This window comes from Gilliamella sp. X-57 (assembly GCF_057063565.1).
This window is the reverse complement of record NZ_JBXSQI010000016.1, coordinates 1-23,528: the sequence shown is the minus strand read 5'-3', so window position 1 is coordinate 23,528 and position 23,528 is coordinate 1. Positions and strand designations below refer to the sequence as shown.

Annotated in this window: 19 protein-coding genes; 5 read left to right on the top strand and 14 right to left on the bottom strand. The window is 36.3% G+C overall.

The genetic code is table 11. The features are described 5' to 3' along the window. Positions 1-66: 66 nt before the first annotated feature. The 3 genes from gltB (at position 67) to ACYIAL_RS08540 (ending at position 6,507) form a co-directional block, all read left to right on the top strand. Entirely contained in the window at positions 67-4,524 is a 4,458-nt protein-coding gene (gltB, locus tag ACYIAL_RS08550) for a glutamate synthase large subunit (protein ID WP_174797870.1), read from the top strand. 13 nt (positions 4,525-4,537) lie between these two features. Then, positions 4,538-5,950 (top strand): FAD-dependent oxidoreductase, encoded by a 1,413-nt coding sequence (locus ACYIAL_RS08545; protein WP_174797871.1) that lies wholly within the window; start codon positions 4,538-4,540, stop codon positions 5,948-5,950. 287 nt (positions 5,951-6,237) lie between these two features. Continuing rightward, positions 6,238-6,507 (top strand): NINE protein, encoded by a 270-nt coding sequence (locus ACYIAL_RS08540; RefSeq protein WP_483748155.1) that lies wholly within the window; start codon positions 6,238-6,240, stop codon positions 6,505-6,507. A gap of 678 nt (positions 6,508-7,185) precedes the next feature. Here the strand turns inward: ACYIAL_RS08540 and ACYIAL_RS08535 are convergent. From ACYIAL_RS08535 to aroE, 4 genes are all read right to left on the bottom strand, one after another. Then, positions 7,186-8,385, bottom strand: coding sequence for an MFS transporter (locus ACYIAL_RS08535; protein ID WP_174797873.1), 1,200 nt, complete (start codon positions 8,383-8,385; stop codon positions 7,186-7,188). Between the two features lie 208 nt (positions 8,386-8,593). Continuing rightward, entirely contained in the window at positions 8,594-9,127 is a 534-nt protein-coding gene (gene aroL / locus ACYIAL_RS08530) for a shikimate kinase AroL (RefSeq protein ID WP_483751441.1), read from the bottom strand. A 217-nt stretch (positions 9,128-9,344) separates the two neighbouring features. Continuing rightward, positions 9,345-9,698, bottom strand: a complete 354-nt coding sequence (locus ACYIAL_RS08525; RefSeq protein ID WP_160431985.1) for an Aca2/YdiL-like domain-containing protein — start codon at positions 9,696-9,698, stop codon at positions 9,345-9,347. A gap of 104 nt (positions 9,699-9,802) precedes the next feature. Continuing rightward, on the bottom strand, positions 9,803-10,633 hold the full coding sequence (gene aroE, locus ACYIAL_RS08520) for a shikimate dehydrogenase (protein ID WP_483748136.1): 831 nt from the start codon (positions 10,631-10,633) through the stop codon (positions 9,803-9,805). A 385-nt stretch (positions 10,634-11,018) separates the two neighbouring features. On the opposite strand from aroE, the gene rpmB reads away from it, so the two are divergent. Together rpmB and rpmG are read left to right on the top strand one after the other, a co-directional pair. Then, complete coding sequence (gene rpmB / locus ACYIAL_RS08515; RefSeq protein WP_034884345.1) at positions 11,019-11,255, top strand: 50S ribosomal protein L28; 237 nt, start codon at positions 11,019-11,021, stop codon at positions 11,253-11,255. A gap of 15 nt (positions 11,256-11,270) precedes the next feature. Continuing rightward, a complete protein-coding gene (gene rpmG, locus ACYIAL_RS08510; RefSeq protein WP_025314526.1) occupies positions 11,271-11,438 on the top strand; it encodes a 50S ribosomal protein L33 in 168 nt (55 codons plus the stop codon). A 166-nt stretch (positions 11,439-11,604) separates the two neighbouring features. On the opposite strand, the gene gltP is transcribed toward rpmG, so the two are convergent. The 10 genes from gltP to rppH all read right to left on the bottom strand — a co-directional run bounded on the left by gltP (position 11,605) and on the right by rppH (position 23,156). Then, on the bottom strand, positions 11,605-12,915 hold the full coding sequence (gene gltP, locus ACYIAL_RS08505; RefSeq protein ID WP_174797887.1) for a glutamate/aspartate:proton symporter GltP: 1,311 nt from the start codon (positions 12,913-12,915) through the stop codon (positions 11,605-11,607). A gap of 92 nt (positions 12,916-13,007) precedes the next feature. Beyond that, the gene (gene gyrA / locus ACYIAL_RS08500) at positions 13,008-15,707 is read right to left on the bottom strand and encodes a DNA topoisomerase (ATP-hydrolyzing) subunit A (RefSeq protein WP_174797876.1); all 2,700 of its coding nucleotides are present in this window, start codon (positions 15,705-15,707) and stop codon (positions 13,008-13,010) included. Positions 15,708-15,804: 97 nt separating this feature from the next. Further along, positions 15,805-16,383 carry an SIS domain-containing protein gene (locus ACYIAL_RS08495; RefSeq protein ID WP_160403447.1) on the bottom strand — a complete coding sequence of 193 codons (579 nt, stop codon included), beginning with the start codon at positions 16,381-16,383 and terminating at the stop codon, positions 15,805-15,807. Positions 16,384-16,399: 16 nt separating this feature from the next. Beyond that, entirely contained in the window at positions 16,400-16,771 is a 372-nt protein-coding gene (locus ACYIAL_RS08490) for a YraN family protein (RefSeq protein WP_202985011.1), read from the bottom strand. Next, positions 16,737-18,578 carry a penicillin-binding protein activator gene (locus ACYIAL_RS08485; RefSeq protein ID WP_174797877.1) on the bottom strand — a complete coding sequence of 614 codons (1,842 nt, stop codon included), beginning with the start codon at positions 18,576-18,578 and terminating at the stop codon, positions 16,737-16,739. The genes ACYIAL_RS08490 and ACYIAL_RS08485 overlap by 35 nt, the downstream gene beginning before the upstream one ends. 20 nt (positions 18,579-18,598) lie before the next feature. Beyond that, on the bottom strand, positions 18,599-19,681 hold the full coding sequence (gene rlmM / locus ACYIAL_RS08480) for a 23S rRNA (cytidine(2498)-2'-O)-methyltransferase RlmM (protein WP_174797878.1): 1,083 nt from the start codon (positions 19,679-19,681) through the stop codon (positions 18,599-18,601). Between the two features lie 47 nt (positions 19,682-19,728). Beyond that, positions 19,729-20,679 carry an LpxL/LpxP family Kdo(2)-lipid IV(A) lauroyl/palmitoleoyl acyltransferase gene (gene lpxL / locus ACYIAL_RS08475; RefSeq protein WP_174797879.1) on the bottom strand — a complete coding sequence of 317 codons (951 nt, stop codon included), beginning with the start codon at positions 20,677-20,679 and terminating at the stop codon, positions 19,729-19,731. A 247-nt stretch (positions 20,680-20,926) separates the two neighbouring features. Then, positions 20,927-21,721: a thymidylate synthase gene (gene thyA / locus ACYIAL_RS08470; protein ID WP_174797880.1), complete on the bottom strand. Its 795-nt coding sequence runs from the start codon at positions 21,719-21,721 to the stop codon at positions 20,927-20,929. Beyond that, on the bottom strand, positions 21,718-22,587 hold the full coding sequence (gene lgt / locus ACYIAL_RS08465; RefSeq protein WP_174797881.1) for a prolipoprotein diacylglyceryl transferase: 870 nt from the start codon (positions 22,585-22,587) through the stop codon (positions 21,718-21,720). Before lgt ends, thyA begins: the two co-directional genes overlap by 4 nt. Further along, a complete protein-coding gene (gene rppH / locus ACYIAL_RS08460; protein WP_174797882.1) occupies positions 22,584-23,156 on the bottom strand; it encodes an RNA pyrophosphohydrolase in 573 nt (190 codons plus the stop codon). Before rppH ends, lgt begins: the two co-directional genes overlap by 4 nt. Positions 23,157-23,528 lie beyond the last annotated feature (372 nt).

Here is a 23,528-nt window from a genome sequence, read left to right as displayed (position 1 = left end):
CACCTAATATGGGATTAATGCCTATACCTTCTCAAATTATAAAAGCGATGAATTAGAGGCAATGATATGTTATATAACCAGCATCATGAAAAAGATAACTGCGGATTTGGGCTAATTGCTCACATTGAAGGGCAACCAAGTCATAAAGTGGTGCGTACAGCAATTCACGGTTTAGCCAGAATGCAACACCGTGGCGCCATTTTATCTGATGGAAAAACTGGCGACGGTTGTGGTCTTTTATTGCAAAAACCCGACCGTTTTTTTAGATTAGTAGCACAAGATGCAGGTTGGCGATTAGCGACCAATTATGCCGTTGGTATGCTATTTTTAAGCCAAGACGAAAAAGAAGCACAAGCTAGCCGTGATATTGTTGAACAAGAACTTGCTGAAGAAACCTTATCTATTCTAGGTTGGCGCGAAGTACCGATTGATAAAAGCGTACTGGGCGAAATTGCATTATCATCACTACCCAAAATAGAACAAGTGTTTGTCAACGCCCCAGCCGGTTGGACAAAAATCGATTTAGAGCGTCGTTTATATATGGTGCGTCGTCGAATAGAAAAACGGGTGAAAGACGATACATTTTACGTTTGCAGCTTCTCCAATCAGGTCAATATCTATAAAGGCTTATGTATGCCTAAAGATTTACCTCGATTCTATTTAGATTTGGCTGATATTCGCATGGAAACGGCTATTTGTTTATTCCATCAACGGTTCTCAACTAATACCGTGCCACGTTGGCCATTAGCGCAACCTTTTCGACATCTGGCGCATAATGGTGAAATTAATACCATAGAAGGTAACCGCCAATGGGCAAAAGCGCGCTCATACAAATTTAAAACGCCACTCATTCCAGACTTACAAGATGCCGCACCGTTTGTTAATGTCACTGGATCTGATTCGAGTTCATTAGATAACATGCTAGAGCTATTCCTTGTTGGTGGAATGGATATTGTACGAGCTATGCGCCTGCTTGTTCCTCCTGCTTGGCAAAATAATCCTGACATGAACGAAGACCTGCGTGCCTTTTTCGATTTCAACTCAATGCATATGGAGCCTTGGGATGGACCTGCGGGTATTGTGATGTCAGATGGACGTTATGCGGCATGTAATTTAGACCGTAATGGATTACGTCCTGCACGTTATGTAATAACGACAGACAAACTTATTACCTGTGCCTCTGAAATTGGTATTTGGGACTATCAACCTGATGAAGTCGTCACTAAAGGTCGTGTTGGCCCAGGTGAATTATTAGTTATCGATACCGAAGAAGGTCGCATATTACAATCGTCTGAAACAGACAACGATTTACAAAAACGTCATCCTTATAAAGAATGGATGGCAAAAAATGTTAAACAGCTAATACCATTTGAAAACCTACCTGATGATAACATTGGTTCACGCAATTACGACGATACGTTACTTGCAACTTATCAAAAACAGTTTGGTTATAGCGCTGAAGAGCTTGACCAGTGCATTCGTGTACTCGGTGAAAATGGCCAAGAAGCCACCGGATCAATGGGTGATGATACTCCATTTGCTGTATTATCAAGTAGACCTCGTTTAATTTATGATTATTTCCGCCAAAAATTTGCACAGGTCACAAATCCGCCTATCGATCCACTACGTGAAGCGCATGTTATGTCACTTTCAACCAGCATCGGCCGAGAAATGAATGTATTTGCCGAAGCAGAAGGTCAAGCGCATCGTGTGGCATTTAAATATCCAGTTTTAGTTTATTCTGATTTACAACAATTAACCGCGTTAGAATCGCGTTACTACAAATCAGAAACATTAGACATCACCTATGACATTGATGGCAGCTTACGTGATGCCATTGAACAATTATGTGGTGATGCCGAGGCAAAAGTTCGTAATGGCACAGTATTACTGATTTTATCAGATAAAAACATCACGGCCGATCGCTTACCAATTCCGGCACCAATGGCGGTTGGTGCTGTACAACAGCGCTTAGTTGAAAAGAATTTACGTTGTGATGCCAATATCATTGTTGAAACCGCAAGTTGTCGTGACCCACATCAATTTGCAGTGCTGCTTGGTTTTGGAGCAACAGCAATTTACCCTTACTTAGCGTATGAAACCTTAGGTCAAATGGTCGATAATGGCACGATAAATAAATCTTATCGTGAAGCAATTCTTAATTACCGTAATGGAATTAACAAAGGCCTATATAAAATCATGTCTAAAATGGGGATATCAACCGTTGCCTCTTACCGCTGCTCAAAATTGTTTGAAGCGGTTGGATTACATAAGGATGTGGTTGAACTTTGTTTCCAAGGTGTCACTAGTCGTATTAGTGGCGCTAATTTTGATGATTTTACGCAAGACCAATTTAACTTATCGAAAAGTGCATGGTTAAAAAGAAAACCATTAGAACAAGGTGGACTACTTAAATTTGTCCATGGTGGCGAATATCATGCCTATAACCCTGATGTGGTACAGTCACTACAAAAAGCGGTCAATAATGGCAATTATGACGATTACAAACGTTATGCTGATATCGTCAATAATCGCCCTATTGCCACATTACGTGATTTATTAAGGCTCAATCCACCTAAAGATGCAGCTATTCCACTGGAACAAGTCGAACCTGAAGAATCGCTATACAAACGATTTGACTCAGCAGCTATGTCAATTGGTGCGCTGAGCCCTGAAGCGCACGAATCGCTTGCCGAAGCCATGAATACACTCGGTGGTTTCTCCAATTCAGGTGAAGGCGGTGAAGATCCAGCACGCTACAACACCATAAAAGTTTCACGCATAAAACAAGTTGCATCAGGCCGTTTTGGCGTAACGCCAAGTTACTTAATGAGTGCTGATGTTATTCAAATTAAAGTCGCACAAGGAGCAAAACCAGGTGAAGGTGGTCAGCTACCTGGTGATAAAGTCACACCGTATATAGCAAAATTACGTTTTTCGGTACCCGGTGTCACATTGATTTCGCCGCCGCCTCATCACGACATCTATTCAATTGAGGACTTGGCACAACTTATTTTTGACCTTAAACAGATTAACCCTAACGCAATGATTTCGGTCAAATTAGTATCTGAACCCGGGGTTGGAACCATTGCAACCGGTGTTGCTAAAGCTTATGCTGATCTCATCACCATTTCTGGTTATGACGGGGGAACCGGTGCTAGCCCATTAACGTCAGTCAAATATGCCGGTTCACCTTGGGAACTTGGTCTGGTTGAAACACAACAATCCTTAGTCGCCAATGGGTTACGCCACAAAATCCGTCTACAAGTTGACGGTGGATTAAAAACCGGTACCGATATTGTCAAAGCAGCCATTTTAGGGGCAGAAAGCTTCGGATTTGGAACCGGTCCAATGGTCGCTTTGGGTTGTAAATATCTCCGTATTTGTCACCTTAATAACTGTGCAACAGGTGTTGCAACACAAGATGAAAAATTACGTAGCGAGCACTATCATGGCCTGCCTGAAAAAGCCATGAACTACTTCCGCTTTATTGCACGTAATACACGAGAAGTGATGGCAGAACTAGGCGTAAGTCGAATTGTCGATTTAATCGGACGAACTGATTTATTATTAGAACTTGACGGCATCACGGCAAAACAACAAAAACTGGATCTATCTGGACTGCTAAAAACCGCTACCCCGCTTGAAGGTAAACCGGTTTACTGCATAGAAGATAACAAACCATTTGATAAAGGGGTACTCAATAAAGAGATCCTCACACAAGCACAACAATTTGTTGATAACCGTCAAAGCAAAAGCTTCTATTTTGACATTCAAAACACTGATCGCTCGGTTGGCACAAGCCTATCAGGCTATATTGCCAAAAAATATGGCGATCAAGGCTTAGTCACCGATCCGATCTCGCTAAACTTCAACGGCACGGCGGGGCAAAGTTTTGGTGTATGGAATGCTGGTGGTGTAGATCTAACCCTAACTGGCGATGCCAACGACTATGTTGGTAAAGGCATGGCTGGTGGACGCATTGTCATTCGCCCACCGCAAGGCTCGGCATTTTTAAGTCATGAAGCGACCATCGCGGGCAACACCTGCTTATACGGCGCAACAGGTGGCAAATTATTTGCCGCAGGCCGAGCAGGTGAACGATTTGCCGTACGTAATTCCGGTGCCATCAGCGTTGTTGAAGGCATTGGTGATAATGGATGTGAATATATGACAGGCGGTATTGTTTGTATACTTGGAAAAACGGGGGTTAACTTCGGTGCTGGTATGACTGGTGGGTTTGCTTATATCTTAGATGAAGATGGCGAACTACACAAACGCATCAATAAAGAACTGGTCGAAATGCTAAACGTCGCAAATTACGCCATTCATGAAGAACACCTTCGCGGTTTAATTATGGAACATGCTCAACTAACCCACTCATCACGAGCCGAAAATATTTTGGCTAATTGGGACAATTTTGCTAAGCAATTTGCCCTAGTCAAACCAAAATCCAGTGATGTCAAAGCATTACTTGGACATCGCAGTCGCTCATCGACAGAACTGCACGTTCAAGCACAGTAAGGAGAACACGAAAATGAGTCAAAATGTTTATCAGTTTATCGATTTACAACGTGTTGATCCGCCTAAAAAATCGTTAAACATCCGCAAAATTGAATTTGTTGAAATTTATGAGGGCTTTTCTGCTTCGCAATCACAAGCACAAGCCGATCGTTGTCTGGCTTGTGGTAATCCTTATTGTGAATGGCGCTGCCCTGTACATAACTATATTCCCAATTGGTTAAAACTGGTTAACGAAGGTAAAATTATAGAAGCGGTAGAACTCTCGCACCAAACCAACAGCCTGCCCGAAGTTTGTGGTCGAGTCTGTCCACAAGATCGTCTTTGTGAAGGCTCTTGCACTTTAAATGCCGAATTTGGTGCGGTTACCATTGGAAATATTGAACGTTATATTACTGATGAAGCCTTTAAAATGGGGTGGAAACCCAACCTATCGAATGTCGAACAAACAGGGTTAAAAGTCGCTATTATTGGTGCAGGCCCAGCAGGCCTTGCATGTGCTGATGTCTTAGTGCGCAATGGTGTAACACCTGTGGTGTTTGATCGCCACCCTGAAATTGGCGGATTACTGACATTTGGTATCCCCGCTTTCAAATTGGACAAAGAAGTACTCATTAACCGACGTCGCATTTTTACCGAAATGGGTATTGAATTCAGGCTAAATACTGAAGTAGGCAAAACCGTTCAATTAGCTGACATAATCAATGAATTTGATGCCGTATTTGTTGGTGCAGGTACTTATCAATCAATGCGAGCAGGGCTTGAGAACGAAGATGCTAATGGTGTTTACGATGCACTGCCATTTTTAATTGCCAATACCAAGCACCTCATGCAACATCAACAAACCCAAGATACACCTTACATTGACATGAAAAATAAACGTGTGGTTGTGCTTGGTGGTGGTGATACTGCAATGGACTGTGTACGAACCTCGATTCGTCAAGGCGCTACCGAAGTCACTTGTGCTTATCGCCGGGACGAAGCCAATATGCCAGGCTCAAAGCGAGAAGTAAAAAATGCCAAAGAAGAAGGCGCACAGTTTCAATTTAATGTACAGCCACTAAGCATTGAAATTAACAGCACTGGGCAAGTGACAGGCGTAAAAATGGCCTGTACAGAGCTTGGAAAACCCGATGCAAAAGGTCGACGTTCACCAGTCATGATTGAAGGTTCAGAATTTGTCCTACCTGCCGATGCTGTCGTGATGGCATTTGGGTTTAAACCACATGCTATGCCTTGGTTGGAAGAACAAGGTGTTGATTTTGATGCGCAAGGTCGAATCATTGCTCCAGAAGCTAATGGCTACCAAACTAGTAATGCTAAAATCTTTGCCGGTGGCGATGCTGTTCGGGGATCAGATTTAGTGGTAACGGCGATTAGTGAAGGGCGCAAAGCGGCAGAAGGAATCTTAGATTACTTAGAAGTTTAACTATTATTTTAAATTAAAAAATAAACCCGCTTTAAATCAGCGGGTTTATTTATTGTATTATTATATAGGTATTCCATAATAGTTGTTATTTTTATTAAAAACACTTCATCTATGTAATTGATATTATTTATTTTATTTTGTAACTTTAAAAAATAAAGCATTTATATGATAGTTTCTGTTTTTTAGTTTAGATGTTTTAGAGTTTTTTGGGGCTAGTGTGATTTTGAAATTTTTGTCAAAAAGTTTCAGGTAACTAGATGTTTGAGTATAAAAATTAGTTTTATTTTATTTCGAGAAATGATATTTTCGGTTTTTGGGGAATCCATCGAATGTACTGCGGTAAATGGATTTCAGGTTTTATTTGGTTATTTACTTTAGGTTTGTTCGGTATTGGATGGATTCTAGACATTTTTCTAACTAGCGGTATGGTTGATTATGCTAATTGCATCTATAAAAGTAAATATAATCAGCAGTCACCAAATAATATCTCAATTCAAATTAACAATGCTCATCACGCTCAACCGTCAACTCATGCTATAGACGAAAAGAGTGCATAATGCGCAGAAAATACCTCTGTGTTTTCATTTTATTATAAAAATAATCCACTAAAGCTCATAAAGCGTTATCAAAAATTGCTTTGTGGGAATCTGTGACGGTTATTTTTTCTTTATGATATCATCGCTCTATCTCTTGTCTTTGATAAAACGTTAATTTTTTTTATCTATCCATGACAATCATAGCTCAAATTCAGTAAACAGCACTAATATTTCATGCAAATTATTTACTATCTTAATAAGCTCACTGAATAATAAGGGGCTTCATTAAGATTATGTGTGAATAACGAATCAGATCTCACCGAGACATTTTTTGCAAAATGGATAAAATTATCCAATGTAATCATAGATTCCATTCTTCCCAGCCCCTTTATCAATAGAGTATACTGAACAATTTAATCGTACCAAAATAAAGTAGTATATTTATATCTTTTTAACAACCACGAGTAAGCAAGAATGGAAACCGAAGAATCGTTGACGATTTATAGCACGGCAAGCCCCACTAAGCATATAAATAATATGGTCCCCAATTGGATATAAAACTAAAACACGCAACGTAATTTGCGATGTGGTTTTTGTACTAACGATGGTGAGATGCTTACATATATAGACAAACTAACTTGCCTATATATTTTTCTTTCCTTATCAATTAATTTTTTTGAAAATTATTAAAGTTATGATCTATATTTTTGTTAAATCAATCACTTTTTTAAAACGATAAAAAACAATTGAACCAAGTACAACACTTGATGCCGCAATAAAAATATCAATTAAAATAGCGTAACTGACGTTAAGCATCGCCAATTTGGGCACTATTCGCGGAATGACAACAAACGATAGTCCACTAAATGTATACATACAACCAACTGCAAGACCTTTACGAGTTGGGAACAGTTGTTGCATTACAACCAAAGTCAACTGTAACACGCCACCTGCAGCAGTTAATCCTACGCCAATTGCGGCAATGACACACATGACGGGTGAAATATTGAAATAAAACACAATTAATACTAAGGCAGACAAAGCAGGCAGAATAATAATACAAAATATTGGTTTTAAGAAACGTTTAACCACAAATGCTGTAACAAATACCGAAATAATGGATGCGGTACTATAATAGCTGATCAGTTGTTTTGCATCGATATAGCTCATATTAACACCTTTAATAGCGATAGTTGGCAACCATTGTAAAATAATGACAAATGTTGCTGTTGTAGTAAATCCCATGATAATCAGTAAAATACCTTCAAATTCAAATCGAGGATTACCTGTAAAATAGTTTACTGAACCTTCACAACCTTTAATTGTCGTATCTTTATGTGGGAATTGTTGAGGTAATAATAATAAACTGTTAATGATTAAATAAGCAGTAAAACCGAGAAACGCCCAACCATACCATATTTTGTTGGTATCAAAAAAAGTAACAATAAAAGGTAGAACTAGCGTTCCGATGGAAATAAAAGCTTTTATAAGGACACTCGCAGAGCTCGCAGATCCAGGAAAGCATTCAGTTAAGGCAGGCATAGAACCTGTATCTAAAAAAGAATTACCCGCTCCCACGGCAATCGCTAAACAAAAAGCTATATGAATGTTGGTACAAAAAATTATCCCTATAAAAAAAATGGCGTAACAAATCATACCTAGATAAATAAATAACTTTCTACCAAATTTATCTGATAGCACCCCACCAACGAACATTAAAAAGATTTTGCCAATTCCTATGCCTGATGCAACATAACCAAGCCCAACTATATCAGTATTTAGTTGCTTTGAAAGCGCTTGAGAAAATTGCATAATCACAATTAGCGCAATACTTTGAATAATATAGTTGGCATAAATAGATCCAACAATTCCATAAGAATTGACCTTTCGATTTTCCATTTGTCATACTCCATATGTAAAACATAACACTTTAGTTCTATTCAATATATATGTATCAATATTAAGCGGAAAAAGTAAGTTTAGATTTGTTACTTGGCTTTTATCTTTTTTTATTCCTAAAAAATAGTAAAAATCTGACAGAAAATTAAAATTATATAGAATTTTTATTAAATTTTATTGTTGTCTATACCAATAAAAATACCACTTTTTAAGTGGTATCTGATAAAAAACTTAAATTCAGCATTTCAAGCATTTTAGCTAGGATCAAGCTTTCATCTTGATCAACATTCACCACATAGTGAGCAGCATCATGATATAAAGGTAGTCTTTCAGCTAATACCTTATCTATTTCATCAGCAATAGATAAGCCCGTTAACGAGGGTCTTTGAGCAACATTCGGATCTTTCATTAAACGAGCAGCTAGCGTTGCCGCTGACGCAGATAAAAAGATAACCGTGCCATTTTGTTTCATAAAATCGCGGTTATGCTCAGCTAATACCATGCCTCCACCAGTGGCAATGACACGATTGGGTTTAGTTGTATCAACAAGCACTTGGCTTTCTCTTGCTCTAAATCCTTCCCAACCTTCTTGTTCAACAATTTCAGCCACTGTTTTTTGAGTAGTTTCAAACAAATGGCTATCGGTATCAATAAAAGAAAACGATAGCTTATTTGCTAACATTTTTCCCATTGTTGTTTTACCTGCTGCCCTTGCACCAACTAAAAAAATTGTTTTATTCATATCGGGTTCTATTTTTTTCAGATTTACAGAATATATTAACCATGCTAGTGATTCACTCTTATTTTTGCAATATATTTTTTACATATTATAGAAATAATAAAAAATTTTTATCTTTTAAATAATTAAATTAAATTCCGATAAGATTTTTTGTAAATAATTATTTACTAAGGTTATAAAAAAGCCTTTTAGGCTCCAAAAGTCATCTTGATAAAGTCAATTAACATAGTTTTTCTAAACCACGAAAATAAAGCTCTGTGGCGATTGATTGATGTAACCGCCATTGCACCACGTCTAGATCAGAATTCACTTTTTTAAATTCTTCATACGTCATAAAGTAGCGTATTGTATTACTGCCAACACGATCATTGATACTATTGATAATAATATTAATTTTATCATTGCGAAGCTTTTTCAGCTTTTGCATTGTTATTTCAACAAACTCAGGCACGGGTATAGTACCGCTCTCCCAATCATGCCATGTTTTAGCATCCGTTTTACCAATATATTGGCTAGCTTCTGATACTTTTAGCATCAGAAAACGACGATAAGCTTGCAATTCTAAGTTTGTCATAAATACTCCTTTTAATAATATGACTTATTTTAAAAGTAACTATCTAATTTTATTTAACATACATCTCATTCACTTTAATGAAATGTATGTTCTATTTTCAATTTTTATTTTTCAGCTAAAGTATCTATTACAGCTTGTTTTGCCCTATCGGAAAGATCTTTTCCTGTCCAAATTTTAAATTGTGCATTTGCTTGCCCTATAAACATTTCACGCCCTGAAATAGATTCCCAGCCAGCTTTTTCAGCCTCTTGTCTAAATCGTGTATTATATGGTGTATAAACAATATCATAAGCTAATCCTTTCCCTTTAAACCAAGCTTGTTCATAAGGTGTCTGATCTTCAAACTTGCCTTGCATACCCAAGGGGGTAGAGTTAATAATAATTTGCGCTTCAACTTGACTACGTTCTTCCCAAGCAACTATTTTAAGATTAAATTCTTTAGCTAATGCTTTGGGTAAGTCACTCGCTATGTCGGTCACGGTAATATCGGTATAACCAAGATCCTGCAATCCGACAACCGCAGCGCGTGCCGCACCGCCAGCTCCTAGTAATAAAACTTTTTTATATTCAGCTGGTAATTTCTTCTGTTCAAGAGGTTGCATAAAACCAACAATATCGGTGTTGTCACCACAAAGCTTATCACCCTCCCAATAAACTAAATTAGCAGCACCGGCTTTTTTTACATGCTCAGTCACTTTATCTAAATAGGGAATAATCGTTTGCTTATGCGGAATTGTGACACACAATCCTCGAATGTTTAATAATCTTACAGATTTGAATAAGGTTGAAATATCTTCTGGTGGCGTAGCAAAAGGAACTAAAACTGAGGGAATACCGTAATCCTGAAATGATGTAGTATGAATAAGGGGGCTCATACTATGTCCTAAAGGATAACCGATAATACCGTATATACTATATGGCGTGAACGGGTTCATACAATCTCCTTGAAAGTTAGAAAATTAGACCTAATAGATAAAATCTATAATCAATAGTATTAAAACATATTTATTATAAAATTAAACAGTTTTTGTATTTAACTAAGATAACCCTAACTATAGAATAATAGTTTTATAGCAATAATGGTTATCTATTCGTTAATATTCATTTAGGTAATTCGCCTATTTTTACACCAAAATAAGATAATGCTTGAGAAATTGCGTATAACAGCGTATACTTCGCTACCTCATTATTATGGGTGTAGTGTGAGAGGTTAGACTGCTTCTCAGATAGAACTGCAGCAAACTAAAAGCCTGACGAGGTTAATTCCATTAACATATTACGCCCAAGGCTTAAGCATTGAAATTTCGGAGAATTATTGACATGTCACGAGTATGCCAAGTAACAGGAAAAGGTCCTTTAGTAGGAAATAATCGTTCTCATGCGATGAATGCTACTAAACGTCGTTTTCTACCAAATCTTCAAACTCACCGTTTCTGGATTGAGAGTGAAAAACGTTTTGTAAAATTGCGTGTATCTGCTAAAGGTATGCGTACTATCGATAAAAAGGGTATTGATGCGGTTTTAGCTGAACTTCGTGCCCGTGGTGAAAAGTACTAATAAGGAAACAATATCATGGCAAAAGGTGTGCGCGAAAAAATTAGATTAGTTTCTTCTGCTGGTACAGGTCATTTTTATACCACTAGCAAAAATAAGAGAACTATGCCTGAAAAAATGGAGATCAAAAAATACGATCCTGTTGTTCGTCAGCATGTTATTTATAAAGAAGCTAAAATTAAATAGTTTTAGACAAATTAATAAAAAACCCAGCTTATGCTGGGTTTTTTATACCTTTTTAACACACAACATACCCGCATATTTTGTTAATTGATATCGCTCTAGTGAGTGCACTAAGCAATAAAAAAGCTCCAGTTTTTAACCTGAAGCTTGCTAAAAGACAGCAGTAGTTTTATTTCAAATATTGCTGTTCATAAGCTCTTGCTTTTTTATCGTCAAAAGCATGTTCCCAACGTGCAATAACAATCGCTGCTAATGCATTACCTACCACATTAACGACCGTTCTGCCCATATCTAAAATACGTTCAACTCCCATAATATAACCAATCCCTTCAAGAGGAATACCTACACTACCAAGCGTTGCAGATAAAACAAGAATTGAAGCGCCTGGTACACCAGCAATCCCTTTTGATGCTATCATCAAAGTGATGACAATAATAATCTGATCTAAAATAGTTAAATCTATCTGGAATAACTGTGCTAAAAAGATTACCGTAATACTTTGATAAAGTGTTGAACCATCAAGATTAAATGAATAACCTGTCGGAATAACAAAGCTCGTTATCGATTTTGGAGCACCATAAGCTTCCATCTTTTCAATGATTTTAGGTAATGCTGTTTCTGAACTTGCGGTCGAAAATGCAATAACCAATTCTTCTTTTAATATTTTCAATAATGTAAAAATATTAAATTGGCAAAGTTTACAAACAAGTCCTAAGACCACTAATGTAAAAACAATCATTGCTGAATAGACGGTTAAAATTAATTTAAGTAAAGGAAGTAGAGATGCAAATCCATATTTGGCCACCGTTACAGTAATTAGTGCAAATACCCCCACAGGCGCATAACGCATGATCATATTAGTGACTTTAAACATAGTGTCAGACACTACTTTTAAGAAGAATACAAATGGTTCGCGTTGTTTATCTGGTAAAGACATTAAGCCTAAACCAAAAAAGACACAGAAGAAAATGACAGGTAAAACAGCACCATCAGTCATAGCTTTAAAGATATTGGCAGGAATCATATCAAGAATCATGACAATTAAACCATGAGGCTTGCCACTTAATTCTTCAGCGGCTTGGGTATACTTACTAATATCTGCCGTTGCTAGTGTGGAGGAATCAATCCCTGCGCCTGGTGCAAAAATATTACCCCAAAAAAGACCTAATAAAATAGCAATCGTTGTAATAATTTCAAAATAGAGAATTGTTTTAAAACCTAATGTCCCTAATCGTTTAGAACCACCAATACCTGCAATACCTAGCGTTAATGTGCTCAGTATAATTGGCAGCACAATCATTTTAATTAATCGAATAAAGATATCGCCTGCAGGTTGAAATATATTCACTATTGAAAATTGGTAATATGAATGTAATGGATGACTTGGAACTGAAAGTTCAAATAAATAAGCGCCTACTGCAACCCCTAACATCAAAGCTATCAAAATTTGCCATGCAAGATTTGTTAAGATTTTTTTTATAGAAAATGACATCAAATACTATTCCTTTTCGAGATTATTCTAAATAAAAAAGGATTAGCTATACTTAACTAATCCTTTTAAATAATTAAAAATTATTCTTCAGATTCATGTTCTGAATCACTCCGTTCTTCACTTAGTGACAATAATTCAGATTCACCATCTTCATCTTCTGTTTCGGCAATTCGCTGTAATCCCACAACTTTTTCGCTTTCGGCAGTTCGAATAAGCATAACACCTTGAGTATTTCGACCAACAACACTCACTTCTGAAACACGAGTACGAACTAATGTACCCGCATCCGTAATTAACATAATTTGATCAGTCTCATCAACTTGTACAGCGCCAACAACTGAGCCATTTCGCTCACTAACCTTAATAGATATAACGCCTTTCGTTGCCCTTGATTTTGTCGGGTATAGCTCTTGTTGTGTACGTTTACCATAACCATTTTGAGTTGCAGTTAGAATTGCACCATTACCTCGAGGTACAATTAATGAAACCACTTTATCATCACTATCAAGTTTTATACCTCGAACACCTGCGGCAGTTCGCCCCATACAGCGAACTTTATTAGCTGGGAATCGAACAACTTTACCATTGGCAGAAAACAGCATAATATCCTCTGTATTAGAGCTCTCGGCGACTTCATTATCCTCATCTTCACCTTCATCAATAGTGGCATCATCATTCAGATCTTCATCATCAGTAGCAGCTAAATGGTCGTTGTTAGTTAAATCCACACCGATTAATTCATCATCATCACGTAGATTAATCGCAATAATACCGCCACTACGAGGTCGGCTGAATTCAATTAAAGACGTTTTCTTAACGGTACCTTGCGCTGTTGCCATAAATACGCAATGTTCATCATCAAATTCTCGAACAGGTAGAATCGCAGTAATACGCTCACCCGCCTCAAGCGGTAATAAATTGATAATTGGACGCCCACGTGATCCACGGCTGGCTTCAGGTAACTGATAGACTTTCATCCAATATAAACGACCACGACTTGAAAAGCAAAGAATCGTATCATGGGTATTTGCTACCAATAATTTTTCGACAAAGTCTTCTTCTTTAATTTTAGTTGCAGATTTACCTTTACCACCACGACGTTGAGCTTCATAATCAGAAAGCGGTTGATATTTTACATAGCCTTGATGAGAAAGTGTGACAACGACATCTTCTTGCGCAATAAGGTCTTCAATATTAATATCTGCACTACTTGCAGTAATTTCAGTTTTTCTCACATCTTGGAACTGATCTCGAACAGCTTCAAGCTCTTCACGAATCACCTCCATTAATCTTTCTGAACTAGCCAAGATATGTAATAATTCACCAATTTGCACAAGTAATTCTTTATATTCATCAAGAATTTTTTCGTGCTCAAGTCCTGTCAGTCGATGTAAGCGAAGATCTAAAATGGCTTGAGCTTGAGCTTCAGATAAATAATAGTGCCCCTCACGAATGCCAAATTCTGGCGCTAAATCTTCTGGACGAGCCGCATCATTACCAGATTTTTCTAGCATAGCTGCAACATGACCTAGCTGCCAAGCTTGCGCTAATAATTTTGTTTTAGCTTCACTAGGCGTTGATGCAGAACGAATTAATTCTATAACTGGATCGATATTAGCAAGCGCTATCGCCAAACCTTCTAATACATGAGCACGTTCACGTGCTTTACGTAATTCATATATGGTTCGGCGAGTGACTACTTCACGGCGATGAAGTACAAAGGCTTCAATCATTTCACGTAAGTTTAATAGTTTCGGTTGGCCTTTATGTAACGCCACCATATTGATGCCAAATGAAACTTGTAATTGCGTCAATGAGAAAAGGTTATTTAATACAACTTCACCGACAGCATCTCGTTTGATTTCGATAACAATACGCATACCATCTTTATCTGACTCATCGCGTAATGCCGAAATCCCTTCTACTTTCTTATCTTTGACTAATTCTGCAATCTTCTCGATTAATTTTTTCTTATTAACTTGATATGGAATTTCGTTAACAATGATAGTTTCTCGTCCGGAATGGTCATCAACTTCTATTGTGGCTTTAGAACGAATATAAATAATACCACGACCAGTACGATAAGCATTTTCAATACCTTTACGCCCATTAATGAGTGCTGCGGTCGGGAAGTCTGGACCATGGATATGTTCCATTAAACCATCAATTGAAATATTTTCATCTTCAATAAAAGCAAGACAGCCATTAATCACTTCAGCAAGATTATGAGGTGGGATATTCGTTGCCATACCAACCGCAATCCCTGAAGAGCCATTAATTAATAAATTTGGAATACGAGTCGGTAATACATCGGGGATCATTTCTGATCCATCATAGTTAGGTGAAAAATCAACTGTTTCCTTATCAAGATCAGTCAATAACGCTCCAGCAAATTTTTGCATCCGAATTTCGGTATAACGCATTGCTGCAGCTGAATCACCATCAACAGAACCAAAATTTCCTTGACCATCAACCAACATATAGCGCAATGAAAATGGTTGAGCCATACGCACAATTGTGTCATAAACAGCAGAATCACCATGTGGGTGGTATTTACCGATAACATCCCCAACAACACGAGCAGATTTTCGATAAGGTTTATTCCAATCATATCCCGCTTCATGCATAGCAAATAAAACACGTCTGTGAACAGGTTTTAACCCATCACGCACATCAGGTAAAGCACGCCCAACAATAACAGACATTGCATAATCAAGATAAGAGGATTTTAATTCATCTTCAATATTAACGGGAGTTATTTCTTTGGCTAATTCGGTCATAACACCATGTTCTCTTATTAATTTAAGTCTTCAAAATAGTTGATAATTATAGCATAAAATCACTATGAATGCAGAACTAAACTATTTTTATTTCAACTTATTCGCTATGAATAAACAACGTATTTTCAATTAATTGACATAAGCAATTTAAAATCATGGCATGCATTTCGTAAGCCATCACTTTTTTATAAGATGGAACCCTTATTTCAATATCATTTTGCCCAAGTAAACCAATAACTTCACCGCCATCAAAAGCGGTTAATGCAACGATTTTCATATCCTTAATTACCGCTTCTTGAACCGCGCGAATGATGGCTCGACTATTGCCTTGGCAAGTTGCTATGATTAAAACATCACTTTGCTGACCTAATGCTTGAATTTGGCGGGCATAAATTTCCTCATGATTAGCTATAGCACTTAATAAAACATTGTCTGAGACTAAAGCTATTGCTGGAATACTTGGTCTTTCGATATTAATACTGGTAATTAAACGTGAAGTAAAACTTTGTACATTAGCAGCGGATGAACCATTACCACAACTCATAATCTTGTTGCCGTTAAGTAAACTCTCAACAATAATATTTGCTGCCTTTTCAATAGAATAACCAAGCGATTCAGCCATAACAATTTGAGTTTGAATACTTTCAGTAAAATAATTTTTAATTAAATCTTGCACGCTTTTTCACCTAAAATTAAAATGCATTAATAATCCACTTTTTGCTTTTACCAGTAATAGCAAAAACATCAAATCTAAACTCTGTGTCCTCAATATTTAAATTTTGCTCTATCATCCATAGTTGAGCCGCCTGTTTGATTTTATTTTGTTTATTTAATGTCACGGTCATTTCAGCATCACCAAAATTTGCATTTTTTCGATAACGTACTTCAATAAAAACAAGACATTTATTGTCTAACATAATTAAATCGAGTTCACCAAAGCGAAATTGGATATTATGAGCAAGAAGTATAAGCCCCTGCTTAAGTAGATATTGGCGAGCAATATTTTCATAACACTCACCAATTTGTTTTTTACTGGCTCTTTGAATCTGATTTAGCATCGCCATAAATATATTGCTGCCAAGAGAGTGAGCGAGTTACTTCACATTGATCGCTTGTGGATAGTTTACCTGTCATACCATCTAAAAAATTAAGTTGATAGGAATTAAGCTGATTAAAACGATTTGCAAGTCTCCATGCATCAACGCCCATTGCATATAGACGCATTAATGAATAATCTTTCTGAACATTGCTTGGTATATTTGTATTATCCTTTTGATTCATAACCATAGGAATTTCTGCATATTCAGTTTTATTCATATCATAATTAAAATCATTAGAGGCGTTAGCTACATGACTTTTTGAACTTGAATAAAGCATGACAGCAGATGAATTACCAATTGTCTTATTCGCTCCCATATCAAGCATGGGTTTTATCAATGTCAATTCATCATATGAAGAATAAACATAAATAGCATCAAAGCCAGCGGATGACATTCCCTCTGTTGGTGTCTCATCAATCGAGATAGGACTACCTGCAAGGTTAATACCTATATTATGATTCATGTTGGCACTTAGTGTTGTAGTATTGCCAAAATATTGCACGTAAGCCTGTGAAGCATTTGCCGACAATTGTGACCACTGTGTAGCAAAACTTTGTGCAACACGTCGCCCCAAATCACTTTGGGGTACTAATAATAATGGTTTAACTTTATTTTGAGAATAAATATGGTCTGCTGCATCTTTTGCTTCATCTTCAGGCGATAACGCAAAAAAACACATTTTATTAGCTGAAGTGGTCGTATTATCAACTTTGTTCAAGGCTAACACAGGAATAGCGGGTGCTAGTTCTTTTATTCTAGTAACTTCATTTTTTAATAAAGGTCCTACAATTAATTCCACATTCTGTTCCTGTGCTCGCTGGATTAAAGTATCCATAGGTGCACTAGTTGTATCAAGTACAATCACATTTTGTTGCGGTTCTTGTGGAAAAAACTTTGAGGCACTGATGTAGCCTTGACGAATAGTTTCACCAAATATATGTGAAGAACCATTTAATGGTAACAATAAAGCAACCTTTTTTGCATTAGCATCAGCAGAAAGTGTTTGTTCACCGGTCAATATCGAAATAATCTCTTTAGCTGGGTGATCTGGATATTGTGTAGCCCAGTTGTTGACAGCTTTTTTTAATAACTGTTTTTGATTTTCAGATTTTGCTGCAATTGTGTCTGGAGTATCATCATCTTGCGAAACAATTGCTTTGCTATTATTTTGATAAGTATAAGCTAAGTCAACCCAGCCTTGTAATATTGCTTCATTTTCACCAACTAAAACTTTACTGATTTTATCAGATTTTAACTTACGGAAAAAATTCCATGTATTATTTAATAATTGCCTTTTTTCGGCTTCTGTCACATATTTTTCTAATTGAAGATAATCATGAGCTTGAGCATTAATATCTTTACTATTTATATCCAAACCTAATTTAATCGTATAATAACGATATAGCTGTGAGTTATTCAAATCTGAAATAGCAAATTTATTAAGGTCAAATGATTGTCTTTTTTTTACCGCAATTTCACCTTCTGACAATAATTTTTCTTTTTGCTGTTCACTATTGAGATTAAGAGGTAAACTTGATAATAACGCATTTGCTTGCGAAAATTTATTTTCTTTTATTAAAGCGCGAACAGCTAATAATTGCCAATTAACTTTAATTGAACCAGAACTATTATCTGCTTGTAATAGATAATAATTAGAATTTTGTTTATTATCAAAGTTAAGTGATTCCTTTGACGTTTCAAAAGTACATCCTACCAAAAATGCAAATATCGGCATTATTAACATAGCATAAAAGGAGTGTTTTAAATTCATAGCCATTCTCTTGTAAGTTATTATCCCCAAATTCGTTGCACATGAACGGTCACTTCTTCTCGATCATGATAAAGCTGTTTAGCCTGAATTTGTACATTAATTTTTTTATTATTTAATTCGTCGTTTAGTAATTGTAAACTTTGTTTTACTTCTTCATAACGTTTTTTCATTGGTAATTTCAGATTAAAAATAGTCTCTCTACACCAACCATTAATTAGCCACTTGGCTATTAAATCTGTTACTTTAGCCGGTTTTTCAACCATATCACAAACCAACCAGTAAATATTATTCTTTTTAGGTGCAAATTTGAAGCCATCTTCACGATAATGTTTAACTTGTCCTGTTTCCATCAGTTTCTCATTCATCGGTCCATTATCAATGGCATAAACCATCATGCTTCTTTTTACTAGCTGATAAGTCCAACCTCCAGGACAAGCGCCCAAGTCAACCGCATTCAAACCACCTTTTAATCGTTCATCCCATTCTTCATAAGGAATAAAAATATGAAAGGCTTCTTCTAATTTTAACGTAGAACGGCTTGGTGCATCGGTTGGAAATTTTAGCCTTGGAATCCCCATATAAAAAGGTGAATTATTTTGACTCAGCGAATAACCGACATAACAACTATTACTATTGATAAAAAATAAGTGAATAACGGGTTTTGATGGATTTGCAACTTTTAATAAAATACGTTTAGTTCGTAATGCCTGACGAAGAGGAACTGTAAATTTACGACAAAAACTGGAAAGTGCCTTGCCATCATTAGTATCAGCGACCTCTACACGCAGATCCCCAGCTTTATCTATAGTGCCAGATAATGCATCAATAATGGGAGAGATACGATCATTATTCGGCAAATCTGTTAATAAATCACCCGATACAAACATTTGTCTGGCAAAAATTAATGTACGAAAAGCCAAATCTTTTATTAATAATTGTGCATCTCCATCTTGATAGCATTCAAAAACAACATGACCACTGTTTTCTTTAACTTTAGCAAAACCATATATTTCTCTTTGCACGGCTCTATCTGTGATTTCAGCAGCACATTCTTTTTCAAACCCACAACGACAATATAAAACGATCTTATTTAATTTTTGCATAATTGTATATTAAATTTATTAAACCACCATAATAAGAAACAATCACATCAATCAGATTGAACATTATCGGTATATAAAGGTGCTTCCCCTTTTGGCCGAGTTTTAAATCGTCGATGTAACCACATATATTGTTCAGGTGCTTTTAAAATTTCTTGTTCAATAGCTTTGTTCATAAAAGTAGCAGCATGTACATCATCATCTATTGGATAGCCTTTAAGCTCGGAAGTCACATAAACTGTGTAATGTCCATTTTTTTCACGCTTAGGTGTAAATGGGATAATAGCAGGCTGACCTAATTTAACTAATATGCGTGTACCAACGGTTGTTGCGGCTTTTTCTACTGAAAATAGAGGTGCAAATACACTATTTTTAGGGCCATAATCATGATCCGGTGCATACCAAAGCAATTCACCATTTTTTAGTGCTCGGATCATACCCTTTGTATTATGACGGTCTAACATATATTTGTTTGACTTAAGTCGACCTTTAAGCTGAACATAATCCATTACGGGATTATCATTTGGTCGATAAACACCCACACCTGGATGGCTCATTCCTAAAATACGTGCACCTAACTCTAATGTTAAAAAATGAATACCTATGAGCAGAACGCCTTGACCTGATTGTTGTACCTTTTTAATATGGCAGTCGCCAACAATAGAAACGCGCTTGGCAAGCCGTTTATCTGACCAAAACCAAGCCATACCTGTCTCAAAAATGGCCAAACCGGTCGAGATAAAATTTTCACGTAACATCTGGTCACGTTCTTGTTGTGTTTTTTCAGGAAAACAAAGTTTAAGGTTTTGGCTCGCCGTTTCTTTGCGTTTGCCAATTAATTTCATTGAAAGTAAACCCAATCCTTTCCCCAATTGATAAATAATTGGGTATGGCAACAGTAGAATTAAATACAAAATACCGATACCAAACCATGTTAACCAATAACGAGGGTGCAGTAAGCATTTAGTAAAGATAGGACGAATTTCTTGATTTTGACTCATATTAAGATCAAGTTATTGTTAATAATAAAGTTGATTATTATATACTATATCCTGATTTTAGGGGCAGAAAAATCAACAGGGTTAACTAACAACTTTATATCATCATTCAGTAACAAAAGTTAGAATCGATTTATATTTAAAATAGCAGATCATAGTGAATAATGAGAATTACTCATTATGATCGGTTCTTAGAACTTCCTTGTTTTATACTAAAACACATATTTTCCTGAAAGTTTTTCACAAAAGATCAAACCGCAACAGGGGCTTTGATTGCAGGATGCGGATCATAACCAACAATTTCAAAATCTTCAAATACATAATCAAAAATTGTTGAAGGTTTACGTTTAATTACTAACTTGGGTAATGCTCTTGGTTCACGGCTTAATTGTAAATGGGTTTGTTCCATATGATTGGAATAAATATGTGTATCTCCACCAGTCCACACGAATTCACCTACTTGTAATTCACATTGCTGTGCAATCATGTGAAGTAACAACGAATAACTGGCAATATTAAATGGTAGTCCTAAAAATACATCACAAGAACGTTGATAAAGTTGGCAAGAAAGTTTGCCATTTGCAACATAAAATTGGAAAAGAGCATGGCATGGTGCTAATGCCATTTGATCTAATTCTCCAACATTCCAAGCAGAAACAATCATACGTCTAGAATTAGGATCATTTTTAATTTGCTCAATTAATTGCGAAATCTGATCTATTTGACGACCATCAGAAGCCTCCCATGCTCGCCACTGTTTTCCATAAACAGGACCAAGCTCACCATCTTCATCAGCCCACTCATCCCAAATAGTAACCTTATTATCTTGTAAATACTTAATATTCGTATCACCCTTCAAAAACCAAAGCAATTCATGAATAATTGAACGTAAATGACATTTTTTAGTTGTAACAAGAGGAAAACCATCTTGCAAATTAAAGCGCATTTGATGCCCAAAAACAGATAGTGTACCAGTACCCGTTCGATCTGACTTAGGAGTGCCTTCAGCTAAAATTTTTTGCATTAATGCTAAATATTGTTTCATCTTGTTTTTGCCTTCTTATGCAATCTATATGTATATAACAGTATCAAAATTCCCCCAATAATCATTGGTAGACATAAAATTTGTCCCATACTGATAATATTTAAAAATAAACCGAGTTGTTCATCTGGTTGTCGAAAGAATTCTATAACAAATCTAAATAAACCATAACAAAGTAAAAATACTCCAGAAACTGCCCCCATCGGCCTTGGCTTTCGGATAAAAATATTTAAGATAATAAATAGTACAATACCTTCAAACATCATTTCATAAAGTTGTGATGGATGCCTTGGTAAAATGCCATTTAATTGAGCGTAAAGTGAAAACCATTCAGGATGAGCCTGAACAAACATAAAATCGGCATGTGATGAAGTTGGAAATAACATGCCAATAGACGAATTAGTAACTCTTCCCCAAAGTTCTCCATTAATAAAATTACCAAAACGCCCAAACATCAAGCCAATCGGTACAAGAGGAGCAACAAAATCACCTACTTGTAGAAAGGTTTTGTTTGTCTTTTTAGCAAAAATAGCAATAACACAAATAGCACCAATTAAACCACCATGGAAAGACATGCCACCTTCCCAGACTTTAAATAAAATTACAGGATCTTTAATAAAAGTACTAAGGTTATAGAAGAAAACGTAACCTAACCGTCCTCCAATAAAAAGACCTAGAAATCCCCAGAATAATAAATTTTCAACCTGCTGTGAGGTCCATTGACTATTTGGCTTATTTGCTCGACGCTTAGCCAAATAAAGAGCGCCCAGCACACCAAACAAATACATTGCGCCATACCAATGAAGCGATATAGGACCAATGGAGAAAGCTATTGGATCGAAGTTAGGAAATTGTAAATATTGATTCATTTTTTAATACGCTTTTTATTTTTTCGTTTATGAGCAAAGAAATTAAATCGTTTCTTTTTAGGAAGATTCGTTATTGGCGCCACTATTTCGGACTGTATAGCAAACACAGGTAAAGAAAATTCTTTCATTGCCTTTCTATAGACATCCCGCTTAAATGCAATAACCTGGCGAATAGGATACCAATAACTGACCCATTTCCAATCATCAAATTCAGGAGTTGAAGACATATTGAGATTAATTGCCGATGCATCAGATATTAATTCTAATAAGAACCACTTTTGCTTTTGTCCGATACAAACTGGTTGATTTTCCCAACGGATCATCCTTTTTGGTAACTTATATCGCAACCAACCATTAGTAACGGATAAAATTTTCACATCTTTTGATAATAAACCAACTTCTTCGTTTAATTCACGAAACATTGCCTGCTCAGGCGTTTCGCTTTGTTTTATTCCGCCCTGAGGAAATTGCCAAGAATTTTGCCCATAACGACGAGCCCAAAGTACTTGACCATACCTGTTACAAATAACTATTCCTACATTTGGACGGTAGCCATCATTATCGATCACTGACTACCTCAAAAAATTTATTCCTATATAACTGAATTGTTTCATACATACAGTAATAAATAAATAAAAAAATAATACAAATAGGATAAATATGCCCTTTAATTGATTAATTTTTATTCTTTTTAATGTTTATTATCATATCAATTAATATAAATGTTACTACTAACCAAAGATTTTCTAAAAATTCTATCTATAAACTATAAATGATCCTTAATACAGAATTCAATTATTTCTTTATAAATAAAATAATTAAAAGCAAAAAAGCCCAGCATCACTGCTGGGCTCTCTCTCAAATTTAAAAGTCTGGCGGCCCCCTACTCTCACATGGGTAATACCCACACTACCATCGGCACTACGGCGTTTCACTTCTGA

Excerpts from the sequence above, each read along its gene's own strand:
- ACYIAL_RS08535 (WP_174797873.1), bottom strand. The coding sequence starts at position 8,385 with ATGGAAAATCGAAAGGTCAATTCTTATGGAATTGTTGGATCTATTTAT.
- gltB (WP_174797870.1), top strand. The coding sequence starts at position 67 with ATGTTATATAACCAGCATCATGAAAAAGATAACTGCGGATTTGGGCTA.
- ACYIAL_RS08525 (WP_160431985.1), bottom strand. The coding sequence starts at position 9,698 with ATGACAAACTTAGAATTGCAAGCTTATCGTCGTTTTCTGATGCTAAAA.
- ACYIAL_RS08490 (WP_202985011.1), bottom strand. The coding sequence starts at position 16,771 with ATGGCGATGCTAAATCAGATTCAAAGAGCCAGTAAAAAACAAATTGGT.
- aroE (WP_483748136.1), bottom strand. The coding sequence starts at position 10,633 with ATGAACCCGTTCACGCCATATAGTATATACGGTATTATCGGTTATCCT.
- rpmG (WP_025314526.1), top strand. The coding sequence starts at position 11,271 with ATGGCAAAAGGTGTGCGCGAAAAAATTAGATTAGTTTCTTCTGCTGGT.
- gyrA (WP_174797876.1), bottom strand. The coding sequence starts at position 15,707 with ATGACCGAATTAGCCAAAGAAATAACTCCCGTTAATATTGAAGATGAA.
- rpmB (WP_034884345.1), top strand. The coding sequence starts at position 11,019 with ATGTCACGAGTATGCCAAGTAACAGGAAAAGGTCCTTTAGTAGGAAAT.
- lpxL (WP_174797879.1), bottom strand. The coding sequence starts at position 20,679 with ATGAGTCAAAATCAAGAAATTCGTCCTATCTTTACTAAATGCTTACTG.
- aroL (WP_483751441.1), bottom strand. The coding sequence starts at position 9,127 with ATGAATAAAACAATTTTTTTAGTTGGTGCAAGGGCAGCAGGTAAAACA.
- ACYIAL_RS08485 (WP_174797877.1), bottom strand. The coding sequence starts at position 18,578 with ATGAATTTAAAACACTCCTTTTATGCTATGTTAATAATGCCGATATTT.
- ACYIAL_RS08545 (WP_174797871.1), top strand. The coding sequence starts at position 4,538 with ATGAGTCAAAATGTTTATCAGTTTATCGATTTACAACGTGTTGATCCG.
- thyA (WP_174797880.1), bottom strand. The coding sequence starts at position 21,721 with ATGAAACAATATTTAGCATTAATGCAAAAAATTTTAGCTGAAGGCACT.
- lgt (WP_174797881.1), bottom strand. The coding sequence starts at position 22,587 with ATGAATCAATATTTACAATTTCCTAACTTCGATCCAATAGCTTTCTCC.
- rlmM (WP_174797878.1), bottom strand. The coding sequence starts at position 19,681 with ATGCAAAAATTAAATAAGATCGTTTTATATTGTCGTTGTGGGTTTGAA.